Origin of the sequence: Pseudomonas akapageensis (assembly GCF_011355085.1) — a bacterium.
Taxonomy (GTDB): domain Bacteria; phylum Pseudomonadota; class Gammaproteobacteria; order Pseudomonadales; family Pseudomonadaceae; genus Aquipseudomonas; species Aquipseudomonas akapageensis.
Map to the genome: position 1 here is coordinate 151,078 of NZ_VXCP01000014.1, position 18,450 is coordinate 169,527.

Genomic DNA, 18,450 nt, shown 5'->3' on the forward strand with positions numbered 1-18,450 from the left:
CTTCTCCTTATTGCCATTGCATAAAGAGGCAGGCCTTGTAGCCTGCCGCTGGAACGCTGCGGCGCATTGCAGGTGACTGCCGGTCGATTACATCAATCGCTTGCGCTCACTCGACGGTGCGATGCCAAGTGACTCGCGGTACTTGGCGACGGTTCGACGTGCTACCTGGATGCCTTGTGCCTCCAGTAAACCAGCGATCTTGCTGTCACTCAATGGCTTTTTCTGATTTTCCGCTGCAACCAGTTTTTTGATGATTGCGCGGATGGCCGTGGACGAGCATTCGCCGCCCTCGGAGGTGCTGACGTGGCTCGAAAAAAAGTACTTCAGCTCGTAGATGCCACGCGGGGTGTGCATGTATTTCTGCGTGGTGACCCGGGAAATGGTCGACTCATGCATGCCCACTGCTTCGGCGATGTCATGCAGCACCAACGGCTTCATGGCCTCGTCACCGAAGTCGAGGAACCCGCGCTGGTGTTCGACGATCTGGGTGGCCACCTTCATCAGTGTTTCGTTGCGGCTCTGCAGGCTCTTGATGAACCAGCGGGCTTCCTGCAACTGGTTGCGCATGAAGGTGTTGTCCGCACTGGTGTCGGCGCGGCGCACGAAACCTGCGTATTGCGGATTGACGCGCAAACGCGGAACCGATTCCTGATTGAGCTCGACCAGCCAGCGTTCGTTGTCCTTGCGCACGATCACGTCCGGCACGACGTATTCGGCTTCGGTGGACTCGATTTGCGAGCCGGGACGAGGATTCAGACTCTGGACCAGTTCGATGACCTGGCGCAGTTCGTCTTCCTTGAGCTTCATGCGGCGCATCAGCTGGCTGTAGTCGCGGCTGCCGAGCAAGTCGATGAAGTCGGTGACCAGGCGCTGGGCCTCGGCCAGCCAAGGGGTCTTGGCGTGCATCTGGCGCAGTTGCAGCAGCAGGCATTCACCCAGGTTGCGGGCGCCGACGCCGGCCGGTTCGAATTGCTGGATGCGGTGCAGGACGGCTTCGACTTCGTCGAGCTCCACGTCCAGTTCCGGATCGAAGGCTTCGCAGATCTCTTCGAGGGTTTCGTCGAGGTAGCCCTGATTGTTGATGCAGTCGATCAGGGTCACGGCGATGAGCCGATCGGTATCGGACATCGGCGCCAGGTTCAATTGCCAGAGCAGATGGCTTTGCAGGCTCTCGCCCGCCGACGTGCGGGTGGTGAAGTCCCACTCGTCGTCATCGTTGCTGGGCAGGCTGCTGGCGCTGGTCTGGTAGATGTCTTCCCAGGCCGTGTCGACGGGCAATTCGTTGGGAATGCGTTCGTTCCACTCGCCCTCTTCAAGGTTGTCTACCGTGGGGGTGGACTCCTGGTAACTGGGTTCCTGGATTTCAGGTGTGGCTTTTTGCTCGACGTTGTCGGCCAGCGGATCGCTGTTGTCGAAATCGTCGCCATCTTCCTGGCGTTCGAGCATGGGATTGGATTCCAGGGCCTCCTGGATTTCCTGCTGGAGGTCCAGGGTCGACAACTGGAGCAGTCGGATGGCCTGTTGCAACTGCGGTGTCATCGTCAGTTGCTGGCCCATTCTTAGGACGAGCGATGGTTTCATGGCAGGGGCTAAACACCTTATTCGCCGGCGCACATGCGCCATCCACTACAGGGCACCGAAGCGCCAAACATAAGCAAATTATATGCCTGAAATTAGAGTGTTTGCCTAGGGCGCTGTAACAATTAAGCAGGGAAAAATGCCAATTGGTAGCAGTGCCCCGACGACGTGCCAAACACCACGGTCTTTACAGGCGGAACTCGTGGCCGAGGTACACCTCTTTTACCAGTTGATTGGCCAGGATGGTTTCTGCGTCGCCTTCGGCAATCAGTTGACCATCGTTGACGATATAAGCGGTCTCGCAGATGTCCAGGGTCTCGCGGACGTTGTGGTCGGTGATCAACACACCGATGCCCTTGGCCTTGAGGTGATGGATGATCTGCTTGATGTCGCCAACCGAAATCGGATCCACGCCGGCGAACGGTTCATCGAGAAGGATGAACTTCGGTGCGGTGGCCAGGGCTCGGGCAATCTCGACACGGCGGCGTTCGCCACCGGACAGGCTCATGCCGAGGCTATCGCGGATGTGACTGATGTGGAACTCCTGCAGCAGGCTTTCGAGCTCCTTGCGCCGACCCGCGCTGTCGAGCTCCTTGCGGGTCTCGAGGATGGCCATGATGTTGTCGGCCACGGTCAGTTTGCGAAAGATCGAGGCTTCCTGCGGCAGATAACCGATGCCGGAGCGGGCGCGGCCATGCATCGGCTGATGGCTGACGTCCAGGTCGTCGATCAGAACCCGCCCCTGATCGGCCTGGACCAGGCCTACGATCATGTAGAAGCAGGTGGTCTTGCCGGCGCCGTTGGGGCCGAGCAGTCCGACGATTTGCCCGCTGTCGATGGACAGGCTGACGTCGCGCACGACTTGCCGGCTCTTGTAGCTTTTGGCCAGGTGCTGGGCCTTGAGAGTCGCCATTTACTCGGCCTTCTTCTTCGGCTGGATCACCATGTCGATCCGTGGGCGCGGGGTGGAAATCCCCGATCCGCCCTTACCGGCGCTGGCCACCTGGGTCTTGGTGTTGTAGACGATTTTCTCACCTTCGGTGGTGTTGCCGCCGTTGATCACTTTCGCCTGGTCGGTCAGGATCACCAGGTCTTTCTGGGCCTGGTACTGGATCTGCTTGCCGTAGCCCTGCATTTTTTCCGGCTTTTCAGCGCTCTGCTGTTGCTCGAAGTACGCGAGGTTGCCCACCGAAGTGACGACATCGATGTCGCCACCGGGGGCGCGGGTGATGGTCACGGTGCTGCCTTTGATCATCATCGAGCCCTGGGTGATGATCACATCGCCCTTGTAGGTGGCAATGCCTTGTTTGTCGTCCAGTTGGGCGTCATCAGCCTGGACGCGGATTGGCTGGTCGCGGTCAGTCGGCAGGGCCCAGGCGCTCACGCTTCCCAGTGCTGCGCTCAGGCCGAGCAAAAAAGGGAGGGTTTTAACGAGCCTCATACTGTCCTCTTACGTTGGACAGCAAGTTGATCTTGCTGTCTTTCAAATATGCTTTCATGCCTACGCCCGTCGACCATCCGCCACCGCCTTCGATTCTAACGGCTTGCTGGGTCTGAGCAAATTCCTGCTGCGGGAATACGGTCATGCGTGAACTGGTGATAATGGTCGCACGGTTCTTCTGGTCGGTACGGGCAACGCGTACCGAATCGATCAGCTCGACCTCGGTACCGTCCGGGTTGACCTCGCCGCGTTCGCTCTGCACGTGCCAGGGATAGGCCGTGCCGCGGTACATCTGCAGGTCGGGCTTGGTCAGCAGGGTGACCTGGCTGGCCATCAAGTGCTCGACCTTGTCGGCGGTCATCTCGTACTGAAGCTTGCCGTCAGGCAGGAACTGAACGCTATGGGCGTTGATTGCATAGTAATCGATTGCGTTTTCGTCGACGCTGGCCACCGGCTGCTCGAGAAAGCGCTCCGGGCTGATGTTCCAGTAGCCGACGGCTGCCAGCAGCGTGGCAATCACGCTGAACAGGGCAATGTTACGGATCTTTTTACTGAACATGTATCGCTCTACAAATAATGGGCATTGGCCGCGTCGAGGTTGCCCTGGGCTTGCAGGATGAGTTCGCAGAACTCTCTGGCGGCGCCTTCGCCTCCGCGTGCCAGGGTAACGCCATGGGCGTGCTCGCGCACGAAGCTGGCGGCATTGGCTACGGCCATGCCCAGGCCGACGCGGCGGATCACCGGCAGGTCGGGCAGGTCGTCGCCCAGATAGGCAACTTGTTCATAGCTTAGGTTGAGTTGGCCGAGAAGCTCGTCCAGTACGACCAATTTATCTTCACGGCCCTGATAAAGGTGCGGGATGCCCAGGTTCTTTGCCCGCCGCTCGACCACGGGGGTCTTGCGCCCGCTGATGATCGCAGTGGTCACGCCGCTGGCCATCAGCATCTTGATGCCTTGGCCGTCCAGGGTGTTGAAGGTCTTGAATTCGCTGCCATCTTCAAGGAAGTACAGGCGGCCGTCGGTCAGGACGCCATCGACATCGAAAACAGCCAGCTTGATGTTCTTGCCACGTTGCAACAGATCGTTACTCATTACATGACTCCCGCACGCAGCAGGTCGTGCATGTTCAGGGCACCGACCGGGTGGTCTTGCTTGTCGACCACCACCAGCGCGTTGATCTTGTGGTCTTCCATGATTTTCAGGGCTTCGGCGGCAAGCATGTCGGCGCGTGCGGTCTTGCCGTGGGGTGTCATGACGTCTTCGATTTTTGCCGTGTGAAGGTCGATGCTGCGATCCAGGGTGCGGCGCAGATCACCGTCGGTAAAGATCCCGGCCAGGCGACCATCGGCTTCGACGATAACCGTCATGCCAAGGCCCTTGCGGGTCATTTCCATCAGTGCTTCCTTGAGCAGGGTGCCGCGCTGCACGCGGGGCAGCTCGTCGCCGGCGTGCATGACGTTTTCCACTTTCAGCAACAGTCGGCGACCCAGTGCTCCGCCGGGGTGGGAAAAGGCAAAGTCTTCGGCGGTGAAGCCCCGCGCTTCGAGCAGGGCAATGGCCAGGGCATCGCCCAGTACCAGGGCTGCGGTGGTCGAAGAAGTCGGGGCCAGGTTGAGTGGGCAGGCTTCCTGGGCGACGCGTGCGTCGAGGTTGACTTCGGCCGCCTTGGCCAGCGGGGAATCCGGGTTGCCGGTCATGCTGATGAGCTTGATGCCCAGGCGCTTGATCAGCGGCAGCAGGGTGACGATTTCCGAGGTCGAGCCGGAATTGGACAGGGCCAGGATGATGTCATCGCGGGTGATCATGCCCATGTCGCCATGGCTGGCTTCGGCCGGATGCACGAAAAAAGCCGTGGTGCCGGTGCTGGCCAGAGTTGCGGCAATCTTGTTGCCGATGTGCCCTGACTTGCCCATGCCGACCACGACGACGCGGCCCTTGCAGGCCAGGATCATCTCGCAGGCGCGGACGAAATCGGCGTCGATATGGGCCAGCAAACCTTCTACAGCCTCGATTTCGAAGCGAATGGTGCGCTGTGCGGATTGGATCAGGTCGCTGGATTGGCTCATGTCGGGAATCGGATTGCCTGATGAAAAGCCGGGGATTATAGCCGCATTGATGGAAAGCCTCACGCGCGATTGTCGTTCGAACCTGTACTGACGCTGAACAAGCATGCCAATGCCCTTGGGGCGCCAGTGTCAGCAGTGATATAGTTCGCCGCCAGTTCGGCCCGTCCAGAACGCGTGTCTCCACGAAGGAGGCAGACGTCAGATTGAAAGGCTGCATCGCAAGGAGTTTAGATGAGTGCCGAAAACGCCTACGCGGTCGAGTTGAAGGGTGTGTCCTTCAAACGCGGTACGCGCAGCATCTTCAATAATGTCGATATACGTATCCCACGCGGCAAGGTCACCGGCATCATGGGGCCTTCCGGTTGCGGCAAGACTACGCTGCTGCGCCTGATGGGCGCACAGTTGCGCCCCAGCAGTGGCGAAGTCTGGGTGGCCGGGCAAAACCTGCCCCAACTGTCGCGCAGCGATCTTTTCGACGCCCGCAAGCAGATGGGCGTGCTGTTCCAGAGTGGTGCGTTGTTCACCGACCTGGACGTCTTCGAAAACGTCGCGTTTCCGCTGCGGGTGCATACCCAGTTGCCGGAAGAAATGATCCGCGACATCGTCCTCATGAAACTGCAGGCCGTAGGGTTGCGCGGTGCCATCGAGCTGATGCCCGACGAATTGTCCGGTGGCATGAAGCGGAGGGTGGCCCTGGCGCGCGCTATCGCCCTGGATCCACAAATCCTGATGTACGACGAGCCCTTCGTGGGGCAGGACCCGATCGCCATGGGCGTGTTGGTGCGCCTGATCCGCTTGCTCAACGATGCCCTGGGCATCACCAGTATCGTGGTTTCCCATGATCTGGCCGAAACCGCCAGCATTGCCGACTACATCTATGTCGTTGGTGATGGTCAGGTATTGGGGCAGGGTACGCCGGATGAACTGATGGACTCCGACAACCCGCGAATTCGTCAATTCATGAAAGGTGATCCGGACGGTCCGGTGCCGTTCCACTTTCCAGCGCCTGATTACCGCGCCGATCTTCTGGGGAAGCGCTGATGCGCAGAAAATCTTTACTGGAACGTATTCGCCTGTTTGGCCGCTCGGCCATTGACGTATTGGCGGTGCTTGGTCGCTCCAGCCTGTTCCTTGTCCATGCAATGGTTGGGCGCGGGGGTATTGGTGGCGGCTTTCAATTGCTGGTCAAGCAACTGTATTCGATCGGGGTGATGTCCCTGGCCATTATCATCGTGTCCGGTATCTTTATCGGCATGGTGTTGTCGCTGCAAGGGTTCAATATTCTCGCTAAGTACGGTTCCGAACAGGCCGTCGGGCAGATGATTGCCCTGACCCTGTTGCGCGAACTGGGGCCGGTTGTGACGGCGCTGCTGTTCGCCGGCCGTGCAGGTTCTGCGCTGACCGCCGAAATCGGTAACATGAAATCCACCGAGCAATTGTCGAGCCTGGAAATGATCGGCGTCGATCCGCTCAAGTACATTGTCGCCCCGCGCCTGTGGGCTGGATTCATTTCCCTGCCGTTGCTGGCGATGATTTTCAGCGTGGTCGGTATCTGGGGCGGATCCTGGGTCGCAGTCGACTGGCTGGGTGTCTACGAGGGCTCATTCTGGTCGAACATGCAGAACAGTGTTTCGTTTGTCGATGATGTGCTCAATGGCGTGGTCAAGAGTGTGGTATTTGCTTTTGTCGTCACGTGGATTGCCGTATTCCAAGGGTATGACTGCGAACCGACTTCGGAAGGGATCAGTCGTGCTACTACCAAGACCGTGGTATATGCCTCATTGGCAGTGCTGGGTCTGGACTTTATTCTGACCGCCTTGATGTTTGGAGATTTCTGATGCAAAACCGCACCCTGGAAATCGGTGTCGGCCTGTTCCTCCTGGCCGGGATACTGGCGTTGATCCTGCTGGCCCTGCGCGTCAGTGGCCTGTCTGCCAGCCCGAGCAGCGATACCTATAAACTTTATGCTTATTTCGACAATATCGCCGGTTTGACGGTCAGAGCTAAAGTGACCATGGCCGGTGTGACCATCGGCAAGGTCACGGCAATCGATCTGGACCGCGACACGTTCACAGGCAGAGTGACCCTGCAACTGGAAAAACGCGTGGATAATCTCCCTGTGGACTCCACCGCGTCTATCCTCACCGCTGGGCTGCTGGGCGAGAAGTACATCGGCATCAGCGTGGGGGGCGAGGAAGCCCTGCTCAAGGATGGTGGAACCATCCATGACACCCAGTCGTCGCTCGTGCTCGAGGACCTGATCGGTAAATTCCTGCTCAATACCGTTAGCAAAGAAGCTAAATGAGGAGTTTTTTCATGATGTCTATTCTGCGACGTGGCCTGTTGGTGCTGCTGGCGTGCCTACCGATGCTGGCCAATGCTGTCGCCGCGCCTTCGGCACACGATATAGTCCAGGACACCACCAATCGCTTGCTGGCTGATTTGGCAGCCAACAAGGAAAAGTACAAGCAGAGTCCGAATGACTTTTACAATGCGTTGAACGGTATTGTCGGCCCGGTCATCGATGCCGACGGTATTTCGCGCAGCATCATGACTGTGAAGTACTCGAAAAAAGCCACCCCGGAGCAAATGACGCGCTTCCAGGAGAACTTCAAGCGCAGCCTGATGCAGTTCTACGGCAATGCCTTGCTCGAATACAACAACCAGGGCATCACCGTCGGCCCGGCCAAGGATGAAAGCGGCACTCGCACCAGCGTCGACATGCAGGTCAAGGGCAGCAGCGGCTCCATCTATCCGGTCACCTACACCATGGAGAAGCTGAACGGCGAGTGGAAGGTGCGTAACGTGATCATCAACGGCATCAACATCGGCAAGCTGTTCCGTGATCAGTTCGCTGACGCCATGCAGCGTAATGGCAACGATCTGGACAAGACCATCAATGGCTGGGCGGGTGAAGTGGCCAAGGCCAAGGAAGCCGCCAAAAAAGAGGAAACCCAGCAATGAGTGAGGCTGCTGTCAGCCTCGGCTCTGCGGGTGAGCTGAACCTGTCTGGAGTACTCGACTTTCGTTCCGGGCCAGCCCTGCGCAAGGAGGGTCAGGCCCTGATCAAGGGTTGGAGTGGTCCGAGCCTGGTGGTCGACTGCTCGGCGGTAGGGAAGTCCAGCAGCGTTGGTCTGTCGTTGCTGCTGGCTTTTATGCGCGATGCGAAAGCCGCAGGCAAGTCATTGAAAATCAGAGCCTTGACCGACGACATGCGCGAAATCGCCGAAGTCTACGGCGTTGTCGAGCTGCTTGAGGCAGGTTGAGTTGCTAAGGTGAAGAAAGCCCCCTCCGTCAGAGTCCTCAAATCCGGGGTTCGCAGGCGGGGGGCTTTTTTTGTATGATGGCCGACCCGCGCGCGTAGGGCGCCGATTGAGGTTAAGCATGCAGGCCAACGAAGTTAAGAGCTTCCTCGAAGCGAAGCTGTCCGAGACTCTCCCATCAGTGCAGGTAGAAGTTGAAGGCGAAGGCTGCAACTTCCAGCTCAATGTGATTAGCGACGAACTGGTGGCTTTGAGCCCGGTCAAGCGTCAGCAGAGCATTTATGCCCATTTGAACCCATGGATCGCCGATGGCAGCATCCATGCGGTCACCATGAAATTTTTCAGCAGCGCGGCCTGGGCCGAGCGCACCTGAGCCCTTTTGGCGTCGAGATTCTTATGGACAAACTGATTATTACTGGCGGCGTTCGTCTTGATGGCGAAATCCGCATTTCCGGGGCAAAGAACTCTGCCCTGCCGATTCTCGCTGCTACCTTGCTGGCCGATGGCCCGGTAACGGTCGCCAACCTGCCGCACCTGCACGACATCACCACCATGATCGAGCTGTTCGGTCGCATGGGCATCGAGCCTGTGATCGACGAAAAGCTCGCCGTGGAAATCGACCCCCGTACCATCAAGACCCTGGTCGCGCCGTACGAGCTGGTGAAAACCATGCGCGCCTCGATCCTGGTGCTGGGCCCGATGGTCGCCCGTTTCGGCGAGGCCGAAGTGGCACTGCCGGGTGGTTGCGCCATTGGTTCGCGTCCAGTCGACCTGCACATCCGCGGCCTTGAAGCCATGGGCGCCATGATCGAAGTCGAAGGTGGCTACATCAAGGCCAAGGCGCCGGAAGGCGGCCTGCGCGGTGCGCATTTCTTCTTCGATACCGTCAGTGTGACCGGTACCGAGAACATCATGATGGCAGCTGCCCTGGCCAAAGGCCGCAGCGTGCTGCAGAACGCCGCTCGCGAGCCTGAAGTGGTCGACCTGGCCAACTTCATCAACGCCATGGGCGGCAAGGTCCAGGGCGCCGGTACCGATACCATCACCATCGATGGCGTCGAGCGTCTGCACTCGGCAACCTACAAGGTCATGCCCGACCGCATCGAAACCGGTACCTACCTGGTGGCCGCTGCTGCCACCGGTGGCCGCGTAAAGGTCAAGGACACCGATCCGACCATCCTTGAAGCCGTGCTGGAAAAACTCAAGGAAGCCGGTGCCGAGATCACCACCGGTGAAGACTGGATCGAACTGAACATGCACGGCAAGCGTCCGAAGGCCGTGAACATTCGTACGGCGCCGTACCCGGCGTTCCCGACCGATATGCAGGCGCAGTTCATCTCCCTCAACGCAATTGCCGAAGGGACCGGTGCGGTCATCGAGACCATCTTCGAAAACCGCTTCATGCACGTGTATGAAATGCACCGCATGGGCGCGCATATCCAGGTCGAAGGCAACACCGCGATCGTCACTGGTACCCTGAAGCTCAAGGGCGCGCCAGTGATGGCGACCGACCTGCGGGCTTCGGCCAGCCTGGTGATTTCTGCGCTGGTCGCCGAAGGCGACACGTTGATCGATCGCATCTACCACATCGACCGTGGTTATGAATGCATTGAAGAAAAACTGCAGATGCTGGGCGCCAGGATTCGCCGCGTTCCGGGCTAGTTTTTCCGTGGTGGGCGCAGGGACGCGCTACTAGCTGGACTGATTTGATTCGCCTCGAACCTGCTGGCTGGGTTCGATGAGCAGTATCCTGATAAGGACCGACGTTTCCCATGTTGACCATCGCACTGTCCAAGGGCCGTATTCTCGACGATACCCTGCCGTTACTGGCGGAAGCGGGCATCGTACCGACCGAGAACCCGGATAAAAGCCGCAAGCTGATCATCCCCACCACACAGGCCGATGTGCGCCTGCTCATCGTGCGTGCTACAGACGTGCCGACCTATGTCGAGCATGGCGCTGCCGACCTTGGCGTCGCCGGTAAAGACGTGCTGATGGAATATGGTGGCCAGGGACTGTATGAGCCACTGGATCTGCAGATTGCCAAGTGCAAGCTGATGACAGCTGGTGCTATCGGTGTTCCCGAGCCCAAGGGGCGTCTGCGGGTTGCGACCAAATTCGTCAATGTCGCCAAGCGCTACTATGCCGAGCAGGGGCGTCAGGTCGATATCATCAAGCTGTACGGCTCGATGGAACTGGCCCCGCTGATTGGCCTGGCCGACAAGATCATCGACGTGGTCGACACCGGCAACACCTTGCGCGCCAATGGCCTGGAACCCCAGGAAATGATCGCGACCATCAGCTCTCGCCTGGTGGTCAACAAGGCTTCGATGAAAATGCAACACGCCCGCATCCAGTCGTTGATCGACACCCTGCGCAAGGCAGTGGAGTCACGACACCGCGGCTGACTTCAATGCGCGACCTTGAGTCGCGCCCGTCTATCCGTGTCATAGCCAAATTTCTCAGGTGCCCGCGCGGATCGACTGTTAGTGTAGGGCGCCTCGACATCTGTTTACTGGCTCGCGCGAGCCCTTCGGGTTGCGCCTGACCGCAGGCCATGCGGCGTTGCAGCCCTTGCCAATGGGATGACCATTGGCTGCGGACTGCGCCTTGCCTGGCCTGCGCTCAAGCACAACGCAAGCCAGGAAACAGATGACGAAGCGCCCTGGGTACCTGAGTTTCCGCCAATTATTGAGGCCCTCGCTATGACAACGTCCACCGCAATTCGCCGACTCAATGCTGCTGACCCGGATTTCGCACATCATCTGGATCATCTGCTGAGCTGGGAAAGTGTGTCCGACGATTCGGTCAACCAGCGGGTGCTCGATATCATCAAGGCTGTGCGCGAGCGCGGCGATGCGGCGCTGGTGGAGTTCACCCAGCGTTTCGACGGGCTGGAGGTTGCCTCCATGGCTGACCTGATCCTGCCACGCGAGCGTCTGGAACAAGCACTCACCCGGATCACCCCGGCCCAGCGCGAGGCTCTGGAAAAGGCTGCGGCGCGGGTGCGCAGCTATCACGAGAAACAGAAACAGGACTCCTGGAGCTATACCGAGGCCGACGGCACGGTACTGGGCCAGAAAGTCACGCCACTGGACCGTGCCGGCCTCTATGTGCCGGGCGGCAAGGCTTCCTATCCGTCGTCGGTGTTGATGAACGCCATCCCGGCCAAGGTTGCCGGCGTGGCCGAAGTGGTCATGGTCGTGCCGACCCCGCGCGGCGAAATCAATGAACTGGTCCTGGCTGCTGCCTGCATCGCCGGTGTCGATCGGGTATTCACCATCGGCGGCGCCCAGGCCGTTGCGGCGTTGGCCTATGGCACCGAGAGCGTGCCGCAGGTGGACAAGGTGGTCGGTCCGGGCAACATCTACGTGGCCACGGCCAAGCGCCACGTGTTCGGCCAGGTCGGTATCGACATGATCGCCGGACCCTCCGAGATTCTCGTGGTGTGCGACGGTCTGACCGATCCGGACTGGATCGCCATGGACCTGTTCTCCCAGGCCGAACACGATGAAGATGCCCAGGCCATTCTGGTCAGCCCTGATGCCGCCTTCCTCGACAAGGTTGCGGCGAGCATTGCCAAGTTGCTGCCGACCATGGACCGCGCCGAGATCATCAATACCTCGATCAACGGCCGTGGTGCCCTGATCCAGGTGCGTGACATGCAGCAGGCGATGGAAGTGGCCAACCGGATTGCGCCCGAGCACCTGGAGTTGTCGGTCGCCGACCCGCAAGCCTGGCTGCCGCACATTCGCCACGCCGGCGCAATCTTCATGGGGCGTCACACCTCCGAAGCGCTGGGCGACTACTGCGCAGGCCCCAACCACGTCCTGCCGACCTCCGGCACCGCGCGTTTTTCATCGCCGTTGGGGGTTTATGACTTCCAGAAGCGGTCGTCGATCATTTTCTGCTCCGAGCAGGGCGCGTCCGAACTGGGCAAGACCGCTTCGGTGCTGGCGCGTGGCGAATCGCTGAGCGCGCACGCCCGCAGCGCCGAATATCGAATCATTGCCGACGAGAAGGGGGAGTAAGCATGAGCAAGTTCTGGAGCCCTTTCGTCAAGAATCTGGTGCCCTACGTGCCGGGCGAGCAGCCGAAAATGGCCAAATTGGTCAAGCTCAATACCAACGAAAATCCCTACGGTCCTTCGCCCAAGGCCCTGGAGGCCATGCGCGCCGAGCTGAGCGATAACCTGCGCCTGTACCCGGACCCCAACAGCGATCGCCTCAAGCAGGCGGTAGCCGATTACTACGGGGTGAAAACCAGCCAGGTATTCGTCGGCAACGGTTCCGACGAAGTGCTGGCCCACGCTTTCCACGGTTTGTTCCAGCATGGCAAGCCGCTGCTGTTCCCGGATATCAGCTACAGCTTCTATCCGGTTTACTGCGGCTTGTATGGCATTCCCTTCGAGGCTGTGCCGCTCGACGATCAGTTCCAGATCCGCGTCGAGGATTACGCGCGCGCCAATGGCGGGATCATCTTCCCCAACCCGAACGCACCGACCGGTTGCCTGCTGGCGCTGGACGCGATCGAGCAGATTCTCAAGGGCAGCCCCGACACGGTCGTGGTGGTCGATGAGGCCTATATCGATTTCGGCGGGCAGACGGCGATCGGCCTGGTGGATCGCTATCCGAACCTGCTGGTTACCCAAACCTTGTCCAAGTCGCGTTCGCTGGCCGGCTTGCGGGTTGGCCTGGCCGTCGGTCATCCGGACCTGATCGAGGCGCTGGAGCGTATCAAGAACAGCTTCAACTCCTATCCGATCGACCGGATGGCGAACGTAGGCGCGGCGGTGGCATTTGAAGATCGTGCTTACTTCGAGCAGACCTGCAAGGCGGTCATCGATAGTCGAGAAAGTCTGGTTGCAGAACTGAAGCAGCGTGGTTTTGAAGTCCTGCCATCGGCAGCCAACTTCATCTTCGCCCGTCATCCGCAACAGGATGCGGCAGTGCTGGCAGCGCGTTTGCGTGAGCAGGGCGTGATCGTACGGCACTTCAAGCAGGAGCGGATTGCGCAGTTCCTGCGGATCAGCATCGGAACGCCGGAGCAAAACCAGGCGCTGCTGGACGCTCTGTAAGGGTGCTGCGAGCGACCTCCTTGCTCATGTCATGCATGAGCAAGGAGCGCTGTGATATCTATTGCAGCTTTTCTTAGTGAGGCTTTTTCGCTAGGAGTTGCTTCATCGAGACGTTGTCGAAGCGAATTTCGCCGCTGGCGCCGAACAGTTTTACAGTGACACTGTGGGTACTGGGGGATGTTTCAAACACCAACTCCAAGTTTTCCCAAGTAGAGCTTGTGACCGCAGCACTCCTTGAGCCAACTTGAAGACTTCCCCTTCCGCTATAGGTTTGCTTGGCCTTGCAGGTGAGGACATAAGTTGATGAAGGGGAGACCTTTACATCCTGCCAGGCATATCCATTGTTGGATGTCATGCATTCCTGATTATCAAATGAAACGACAGCGCCGGTATTGGGTCTCTCTGCTGTCCAGTGAGCGCCGCCGGGGATTGAAAAATCGCCATTCTTGATCAGCTCCTCAGGTTGTACATCTACGGCTCTTAGCTCTACATCGTCAAAGCGAATCTCGCCATTGGCTCCGAACAGTTTGACAACTACTTTGCGGGCCTCGGGTGGCGTTTCAAAGCTCAGCGCCAGATTTTCCCAGTTATTGCTTGTGACATTGACGAATTTGCTCAGGCCGGTTGAGCTGACTTGAAGGCTGCCCCTCCCGCTGTAGGATTGCTTGGCCCTGCAAGTGAGCAGGTAGGTTGCTGAGGGGACAACTTCGGGATGCTGCCAGGCATTCCCATTGTTGGATGTCATGCATTCCTGATTATCAAACGAAACGACAGCACCGTCATTTGGCCTTTCTGTCCACCAATGAGCACCGTTGGGAGTCGAGAAATCACCATTTTTGATCAGGTTATCCGTCTCGACCGCTTTTCCATTTTTCATTCGTGTTCCTCCTCAATATGAATGCAGCGCAATGCGCAGGCATTTCAGGAGCAACAACTGCCAGCGCCAAAGCACCATATGAGACGTAGATAGGCGTTACTAGCTATCAGATCTGCTAGGTCCGGTGGCGCTGGATGCGGTATTCCGTTGCCGTGCGTGGGAACGAATGGTTGAGGTTGCGTCAGGTTTTCACGCTTTCGAGCAAAGCCTCAACCAGCGCCCGCGCTGACCCGACGCTTTGAATCATCGCAAACGCCAGGGCCTTGTCGTTGAGTTCGAGATGTTCGGCAGCATCCCATCCGGTGGCTTCCGCGCAGTTGAGCAACATGACCGCAGTGACGAGTGCATCTTCGATGGCGATGCCTTTGCGGACGGTGAAGACTGGGCGGTTGTTGCAGTCGAGAGGACCGAAGAGTTTTTCGACGGTATGGGTGATAGTGCGGTCCTGGGGCGGATCGGGGGTGATTTTAACCATGGTTCAGCTCCTGGAGAAATGGAACTGCCACGACCCGCTGTCAAACAGGTTGGGTGGCAGCTGTACGCGGGTTGACAGACCGGTCTCCAGGATCCCGGCGCACCCGAGGGTGCCCCACGCACAGCCGCCATTGCACGAGCTGCGGGCGCAAAAAAAGCGTCTGCTGTTCGAGGGGCGGGACGCTATGCGTCTGGAGATTCGGTCTGTCAAAACCGGCCGCTGAATTGGCAGCGACGGTCAAAGGGTACTGGCATGATGTGTTTGGTGCAACACCATTAGCGGCCGTCTTGAGGGCCTCATCGCTGGCAAGCCAGCTCCCACAGGTTCTGTGCCGAATAGAGATTTTGTGAACGCAGATGTCTATTTTGGGAGCTGGCTTGCCAGCGATCGACCGTGCAGCGGTCGCAGGTTTGAGTTCGCGACAAACAAAAGCCCGCGCGAGCGGGCTTTTGATCAATCCTGAGCAGTAGCCGGCGCAGGCGCCGGAGGCGGGCGCAGGCCCACTTCGGCGGTGAACTTGAGTTCCTTGCCGTTACGCACGACCTCGATGGCGACCTTGTCGTTGGGCTTGGTCCGCGCCACCTGGTTCATCGAGCGGCGGCCATCGCCAGCGGGCTCGCCGTTGATGCTGAGAATCACGTCACCCAATTGCAGGCCGGCCTTCTGCGCCGGGCCGTCGCGAAAGACGCCCGCCACGACGATGCCAGGGCGATTCTGCAGGCCGTAGGACTCCGCCAGCTCCTGCGACAGCGGCTGCACTTCGATCCCCAGCCAGCCGCGTATGACCTGGCCGTGTTCGATGATGGACTTCATCACTTCCAGCGCCAGCTTGATCGGTATGGCAAAGCCGATCCCCTGGGAGCCGCCGGACTTGGAGAAAATCGCAGTGTTGATACCGGTCAGGTTACCGTTGGCATCGACCAGCGCGCCACCGGAGTTGCCGGGGTTGATCGCCGCATCGGTCTGAATGAAGTCTTCGTAGGTATTGAGCCCCAGCTGATTGCGCCCGGTTGCGCTGATAATACCCATGGTCACCGTCTGGCCGACACCGAACGGGTTGCCGATGGCCAGGGCAACGTCACCGATATGAATGTTGTCGGAACGGCCGACGGTGATCGAGGGCAGGTTCTTGAGGTCGATCTTCAGGACCGCCAGATCGGTTTCCGGGTCGCTGCCGATTACCCGTGCCAGCGTTTCGCGACCATCCTTGAGGGCTACCACGATCTGGTCGGCGCCGGAGGTCACGTGGTTGTTGGTCAGCAGGTAGCCTTCCGGGCTCATGATCACGGCTGAACCCAGGCTCGATTCCCAGCGACGCTGCTTGGGCAGGTTGTCGCCGAAGAAACGGCGGAACTGCGGGTCTTCGAACAGTGGATGGCTGGTCTTGTTCACCACCTTGGTGGTGTACAGGTTGGCTACCGCAGGTGCGGCAGTGGTGACGGCATCGGCATAGGAAACCGGTCCCTGCATGGCGCTGGTGGTTTGCGGCGCTTGTTGCAAGTTGACATCCTGGCTGGGCAGGCCGACCCATTGTGGAAATCGCTGGATCACCAACAGGGCGACGAGCAGGCCGGTGAGCAGCGGCCAGCCAAGGTAACGCAGAGCCTTGAACATTGAACGAATCCCGGATTTGGCAGGAGGCCTGAAGACTGTAAGGGAAAAAGAGCGCGCGATCATACTTCGGCAAGGCTCGTGCAGGAATATGCAATTGGCCCTGGCGGCTACGAAATCAGGCAAGTTTTCCCGGAAGTTGCCGTCGGTTTCCCCTATTCCCTGCGACGGCTCATAATGACGGCCATTATAAGAGGGCTTGCGCCGCTCTGAACGGTCTTTCTGGAGTCTTTTTTATGGCAGTCGCATTAAGAACCCTGGTTGAAGAAGCTGACCGCTATTTGAACAGTGCCCGGGTCCAGGACTATTGCCCCAATGGTCTGCAAGTCGAGGGGCGCCCGCAGGTCATGCGTATCGTCAGCGGTGTCACCGCCAGCCAGGCGTTGCTCGACGCCGCCGTCGAAGCCGGCGCCGACCTGGTGCTGGTGCATCACGGTTACTTCTGGAAGGGTGAAGACCCTTGCGTGACCGGCATGAAGCAGCGGCGCCTGAAAACCCTGTTGAGTAACGACATCAGCCTGCTCGCCTATCACCTGCCACTGGATCTGCACCCGGAAGTCGGCAACAACGTGCAATTGGCCCGGCAACTGGACATCACCGTCGAAGGGCCACTGGACCCTGATAACGCGCGCGTGGTTGGCCTGGTCGGCTCTCTGGCCGAACCGACCACTGCCCGTGACTTTGCCCGCCGGGTACGGGAAGTAATGGGGCGCGAGCCGTTGCTGATCGAAGGCAGCGAAATGATTCGCCGCGTCGGCTGGTGCACCGGTGGTGGCCAGGGTTACATCGATCAGGCCATTGCCGCCGGTGTCGACCTGTTCATCAGTGGTGAAGCGTCTGAGCAGACGTTCCACAGTACCCGCGAGAACAACATCAGCTTCATTGCTGCCGGTCACCACGCCACGGAGCGCTACGGCGTGCAGGCGCTGGGCGATTACCTGGCGCGACGCTTTGCCCTGGAGCACTTGTTCATCGATTGTCCCAACCCGATCTGACCGGTAAAACGCCCAGGCATATTCTTATACTGTTTCGATCTAGTTGGCGCGCTCAATAGAATAGGACGCTGTGCTAGAGTGGCCAGCGCGAACACGGCCCGCTGGCCGTCCATAAGATCGATTTTCCGTGAGTAGCCATGGTCGACAAACTGACGCATTTGAAACAGTTGGAGGCGGAGAGCATCCACATCATTCGTGAGGTGGCCGCCGAGTTCGATAACCCGGTGATGCTGTACTCCATCGGCAAGGACTCCGCCGTGATGCTGCACCTGGCGCGCAAGGCGTTCTTCCCGGGCAAGCTGCCGTTTCCGGTGATGCACGTCGACACCCAGTGGAAATTCCAGGAGATGTACAGCTTCCGCGACAAGATGGTCGAGGAGCTGGGCCTGGACCTGATCACTCACGTGAACCCCGAGGGCGTGGCACAAGGGATCAACCCCTTCACCCACGGCAGCGCCAAGCACACCGACATCATGAAGACCGAAGGCCTGAAACAGGCCCTGGACAAGTACGGCTTCGATGCAGCCTTCGGTGGCGCGCGCCGCGACGAAGAGAAATCCCGCGCCAAGGAGCGCGTGTACTCCTTCCGCGACAGCAAGCACCGCTGGGATCCGAAGAACCAGCGTCCGGAGCTGTGGAACGTCTACAACGGCAAGGTCAACAAGGGCGAGTCGATCCGGGTATTCCCGCTGTCGAACTGGACCGAGCTGGACATCTGGCAATACATCTACCTTGAAGGCATCCCGATCGTGCCGCTGTACTTCGCCGCCGAGCGTGATGTCATCGAGAAGAATGGCACCCTGATCATGATCGACGACGAGCGCATCCTCGAGCACCTATCCGACGAGGAAAAGGCTCGTATCGTCAAGAAGAAGGTGCGTTTCCGTACCCTTGGCTGCTACCCGTTGACGGGCGCGGTGGAGTCCGAGGCGACCAGCCTGACGGACATCATTCAGGAAATGCTCCTGACGCGCACTTCCGAGCGCCAGGGCCGGGTCATCGACCACGATGGCGCAGGCTCGATGGAAGACAAGAAACGTCAGGGTTATTTCTAAGTTAGGGTCAAC

At 59.2% G+C, this 18,450-nt stretch carries 21 protein-coding genes; 12 read left to right on the plus strand and 9 right to left on the minus strand.

Annotated features, from left to right (window positions below; genetic code table 11):
- Positions 1-87: 87 nt before the first annotated feature.
- From F2S13_RS11505 to F2S13_RS11530, 6 genes are all read right to left on the minus strand, one after another.
- On the minus strand, positions 88-1,581 hold the full coding sequence (locus F2S13_RS11505; RefSeq protein ID WP_166360776.1) for an RNA polymerase factor sigma-54: 1,494 nt from the start codon (positions 1,579-1,581) through the stop codon (positions 88-90).
- A 184-nt stretch (positions 1,582-1,765) separates the two neighbouring features.
- Positions 1,766-2,491: an LPS export ABC transporter ATP-binding protein gene (gene lptB / locus F2S13_RS11510; RefSeq protein WP_166360778.1), complete on the minus strand. Its 726-nt coding sequence runs from the start codon at positions 2,489-2,491 to the stop codon at positions 1,766-1,768.
- Positions 2,492-3,019: a lipopolysaccharide transport periplasmic protein LptA gene (gene lptA, locus F2S13_RS11515; RefSeq protein WP_166360780.1), complete on the minus strand. Its 528-nt coding sequence runs from the start codon at positions 3,017-3,019 to the stop codon at positions 2,492-2,494.
- Positions 3,006-3,578 (minus strand): LPS export ABC transporter periplasmic protein LptC, encoded by a 573-nt coding sequence (gene lptC / locus F2S13_RS11520; protein ID WP_166360782.1) that lies wholly within the window; start codon positions 3,576-3,578, stop codon positions 3,006-3,008. The genes lptA and lptC overlap by 14 nt, the downstream gene beginning before the upstream one ends.
- 8 nt (positions 3,579-3,586) lie before the next feature.
- On the minus strand, positions 3,587-4,111 hold the full coding sequence (locus tag F2S13_RS11525) for a KdsC family phosphatase (RefSeq protein WP_166360784.1): 525 nt from the start codon (positions 4,109-4,111) through the stop codon (positions 3,587-3,589).
- Entirely contained in the window at positions 4,111-5,085 is a 975-nt protein-coding gene (locus tag F2S13_RS11530; protein ID WP_166360786.1) for a KpsF/GutQ family sugar-phosphate isomerase, read from the minus strand. Before F2S13_RS11530 ends, F2S13_RS11525 begins: the two co-directional genes overlap by 1 nt.
- Before the next feature lie 231 nt (positions 5,086-5,316).
- Between F2S13_RS11530 and F2S13_RS11535 the strand changes: the two genes are divergently transcribed.
- The 10 genes from F2S13_RS11535 to hisC all read left to right on the plus strand — a co-directional run bounded on the left by F2S13_RS11535 (position 5,317) and on the right by hisC (position 13,425).
- Positions 5,317-6,126 (plus strand): ATP-binding cassette domain-containing protein, encoded by an 810-nt coding sequence (locus F2S13_RS11535; RefSeq protein ID WP_166360788.1) that lies wholly within the window; start codon positions 5,317-5,319, stop codon positions 6,124-6,126.
- Complete coding sequence (gene mlaE / locus F2S13_RS11540; protein WP_166360790.1) at positions 6,126-6,923, plus strand: lipid asymmetry maintenance ABC transporter permease subunit MlaE; 798 nt, start codon at positions 6,126-6,128, stop codon at positions 6,921-6,923. The genes F2S13_RS11535 and mlaE overlap by 1 nt, the downstream gene beginning before the upstream one ends.
- A complete protein-coding gene (mlaD, locus tag F2S13_RS11545) occupies positions 6,923-7,390 on the plus strand; it encodes an outer membrane lipid asymmetry maintenance protein MlaD (protein WP_166360792.1) in 468 nt (155 codons plus the stop codon). The genes mlaE and mlaD overlap by 1 nt, the downstream gene beginning before the upstream one ends.
- An 11-nt stretch (positions 7,391-7,401) precedes the next feature.
- Positions 7,402-8,049: an MlaC/ttg2D family ABC transporter substrate-binding protein gene (locus F2S13_RS11550; RefSeq protein ID WP_166360794.1), complete on the plus strand. Its 648-nt coding sequence runs from the start codon at positions 7,402-7,404 to the stop codon at positions 8,047-8,049.
- Entirely contained in the window at positions 8,046-8,351 is a 306-nt protein-coding gene (locus F2S13_RS11555; protein WP_166360796.1) for an STAS domain-containing protein, read from the plus strand. Before F2S13_RS11550 ends, F2S13_RS11555 begins: the two co-directional genes overlap by 4 nt.
- 118 nt (positions 8,352-8,469) lie before the next feature.
- Complete coding sequence (locus F2S13_RS11560; RefSeq protein WP_166360798.1) at positions 8,470-8,721, plus strand: BolA family protein; 252 nt, start codon at positions 8,470-8,472, stop codon at positions 8,719-8,721.
- Positions 8,722-8,744: 23 nt separating this feature from the next.
- Positions 8,745-10,010, plus strand: a complete 1,266-nt coding sequence (gene murA / locus F2S13_RS11565) for a UDP-N-acetylglucosamine 1-carboxyvinyltransferase (RefSeq protein WP_166360800.1) — start codon at positions 8,745-8,747, stop codon at positions 10,008-10,010.
- A 110-nt stretch (positions 10,011-10,120) separates the two neighbouring features.
- Positions 10,121-10,756, plus strand: a complete 636-nt coding sequence (gene hisG, locus F2S13_RS11570) for an ATP phosphoribosyltransferase (protein ID WP_166360802.1) — start codon at positions 10,121-10,123, stop codon at positions 10,754-10,756.
- A 297-nt stretch (positions 10,757-11,053) separates the two neighbouring features.
- A complete protein-coding gene (gene hisD, locus F2S13_RS11575; RefSeq protein WP_166360804.1) occupies positions 11,054-12,379 on the plus strand; it encodes a histidinol dehydrogenase in 1,326 nt (441 codons plus the stop codon).
- A 2-nt stretch (positions 12,380-12,381) separates the two neighbouring features.
- Complete coding sequence (hisC, locus tag F2S13_RS11580; RefSeq protein ID WP_166360806.1) at positions 12,382-13,425, plus strand: histidinol-phosphate transaminase; 1,044 nt, start codon at positions 12,382-12,384, stop codon at positions 13,423-13,425.
- Positions 13,426-13,498: 73 nt separating this feature from the next.
- On the opposite strand, the gene F2S13_RS11585 is transcribed toward hisC, so the two are convergent.
- From F2S13_RS11585 to algW, 3 genes are all read right to left on the minus strand, one after another.
- Positions 13,499-14,302, minus strand: a complete 804-nt coding sequence (locus tag F2S13_RS11585; RefSeq protein WP_166360808.1) for a carbohydrate binding domain-containing protein — start codon at positions 14,300-14,302, stop codon at positions 13,499-13,501.
- Positions 14,303-14,483: 181 nt separating this feature from the next.
- On the minus strand, positions 14,484-14,777 hold the full coding sequence (locus tag F2S13_RS11590; protein WP_166360810.1) for a DUF6124 family protein: 294 nt from the start codon (positions 14,775-14,777) through the stop codon (positions 14,484-14,486).
- A gap of 453 nt (positions 14,778-15,230) precedes the next feature.
- Positions 15,231-16,391, minus strand: a complete 1,161-nt coding sequence (algW, locus tag F2S13_RS11595; RefSeq protein WP_166360812.1) for a Do family serine endopeptidase AlgW — start codon at positions 16,389-16,391, stop codon at positions 15,231-15,233.
- Positions 16,392-16,624: 233 nt separating this feature from the next.
- Here algW and F2S13_RS11600 point away from each other — a divergent pair, with 233 nt between their 5' ends.
- Both F2S13_RS11600 and cysD read left to right on the plus strand, forming a co-directional pair.
- Positions 16,625-17,383, plus strand: coding sequence for a Nif3-like dinuclear metal center hexameric protein (locus F2S13_RS11600; RefSeq protein WP_166360814.1), 759 nt, complete (start codon positions 16,625-16,627; stop codon positions 17,381-17,383).
- Positions 17,384-17,520: 137 nt separating this feature from the next.
- Complete coding sequence (gene cysD / locus F2S13_RS11605) at positions 17,521-18,438, plus strand: sulfate adenylyltransferase subunit CysD (RefSeq protein WP_166360816.1); 918 nt, start codon at positions 17,521-17,523, stop codon at positions 18,436-18,438.
- The last annotated feature ends 12 nt before the right edge of the window (positions 18,439-18,450 follow it).

What these genes read in the sequence shown, in the direction of transcription:
- F2S13_RS11505 (WP_166360776.1), bottom strand. Translation starts at nt 1,581, where the DNA reads ATGAAACCATCGCTCGTCCTAAGAATGGGCCAGCAACTGACGATGACA.
- lptB (WP_166360778.1), bottom strand. Translation starts at nt 2,491, where the DNA reads ATGGCGACTCTCAAGGCCCAGCACCTGGCCAAAAGCTACAAGAGCCGG.
- lptA (WP_166360780.1), bottom strand. Translation starts at nt 3,019, where the DNA reads ATGAGGCTCGTTAAAACCCTCCCTTTTTTGCTCGGCCTGAGCGCAGCA.
- lptC (WP_166360782.1), bottom strand. Translation starts at nt 3,578, where the DNA reads ATGTTCAGTAAAAAGATCCGTAACATTGCCCTGTTCAGCGTGATTGCC.
- F2S13_RS11525 (WP_166360784.1), bottom strand. Translation starts at nt 4,111, where the DNA reads ATGAGTAACGATCTGTTGCAACGTGGCAAGAACATCAAGCTGGCTGTT.
- F2S13_RS11530 (WP_166360786.1), bottom strand. Translation starts at nt 5,085, where the DNA reads ATGAGCCAATCCAGCGACCTGATCCAATCCGCACAGCGCACCATTCGC.
- F2S13_RS11535 (WP_166360788.1), top strand. Translation starts at nt 5,317, where the DNA reads ATGAGTGCCGAAAACGCCTACGCGGTCGAGTTGAAGGGTGTGTCCTTC.
- mlaE (WP_166360790.1), top strand. Translation starts at nt 6,126, where the DNA reads ATGCGCAGAAAATCTTTACTGGAACGTATTCGCCTGTTTGGCCGCTCG.
- mlaD (WP_166360792.1), top strand. Translation starts at nt 6,923, where the DNA reads ATGCAAAACCGCACCCTGGAAATCGGTGTCGGCCTGTTCCTCCTGGCC.
- F2S13_RS11550 (WP_166360794.1), top strand. Translation starts at nt 7,402, where the DNA reads ATGATGTCTATTCTGCGACGTGGCCTGTTGGTGCTGCTGGCGTGCCTA.
- F2S13_RS11555 (WP_166360796.1), top strand. Translation starts at nt 8,046, where the DNA reads ATGAGTGAGGCTGCTGTCAGCCTCGGCTCTGCGGGTGAGCTGAACCTG.
- F2S13_RS11560 (WP_166360798.1), top strand. Translation starts at nt 8,470, where the DNA reads ATGCAGGCCAACGAAGTTAAGAGCTTCCTCGAAGCGAAGCTGTCCGAG.
- murA (WP_166360800.1), top strand. Translation starts at nt 8,745, where the DNA reads ATGGACAAACTGATTATTACTGGCGGCGTTCGTCTTGATGGCGAAATC.
- hisG (WP_166360802.1), top strand. Translation starts at nt 10,121, where the DNA reads ATGTTGACCATCGCACTGTCCAAGGGCCGTATTCTCGACGATACCCTG.
- hisD (WP_166360804.1), top strand. Translation starts at nt 11,054, where the DNA reads ATGACAACGTCCACCGCAATTCGCCGACTCAATGCTGCTGACCCGGAT.
- hisC (WP_166360806.1), top strand. Translation starts at nt 12,382, where the DNA reads ATGAGCAAGTTCTGGAGCCCTTTCGTCAAGAATCTGGTGCCCTACGTG.
- F2S13_RS11585 (WP_166360808.1), bottom strand. Translation starts at nt 14,302, where the DNA reads ATGAAAAATGGAAAAGCGGTCGAGACGGATAACCTGATCAAAAATGGT.
- F2S13_RS11590 (WP_166360810.1), bottom strand. Translation starts at nt 14,777, where the DNA reads ATGGTTAAAATCACCCCCGATCCGCCCCAGGACCGCACTATCACCCAT.
- algW (WP_166360812.1), bottom strand. Translation starts at nt 16,391, where the DNA reads ATGTTCAAGGCTCTGCGTTACCTTGGCTGGCCGCTGCTCACCGGCCTG.
- F2S13_RS11600 (WP_166360814.1), top strand. Translation starts at nt 16,625, where the DNA reads ATGGCAGTCGCATTAAGAACCCTGGTTGAAGAAGCTGACCGCTATTTG.
- cysD (WP_166360816.1), top strand. Translation starts at nt 17,521, where the DNA reads ATGGTCGACAAACTGACGCATTTGAAACAGTTGGAGGCGGAGAGCATC.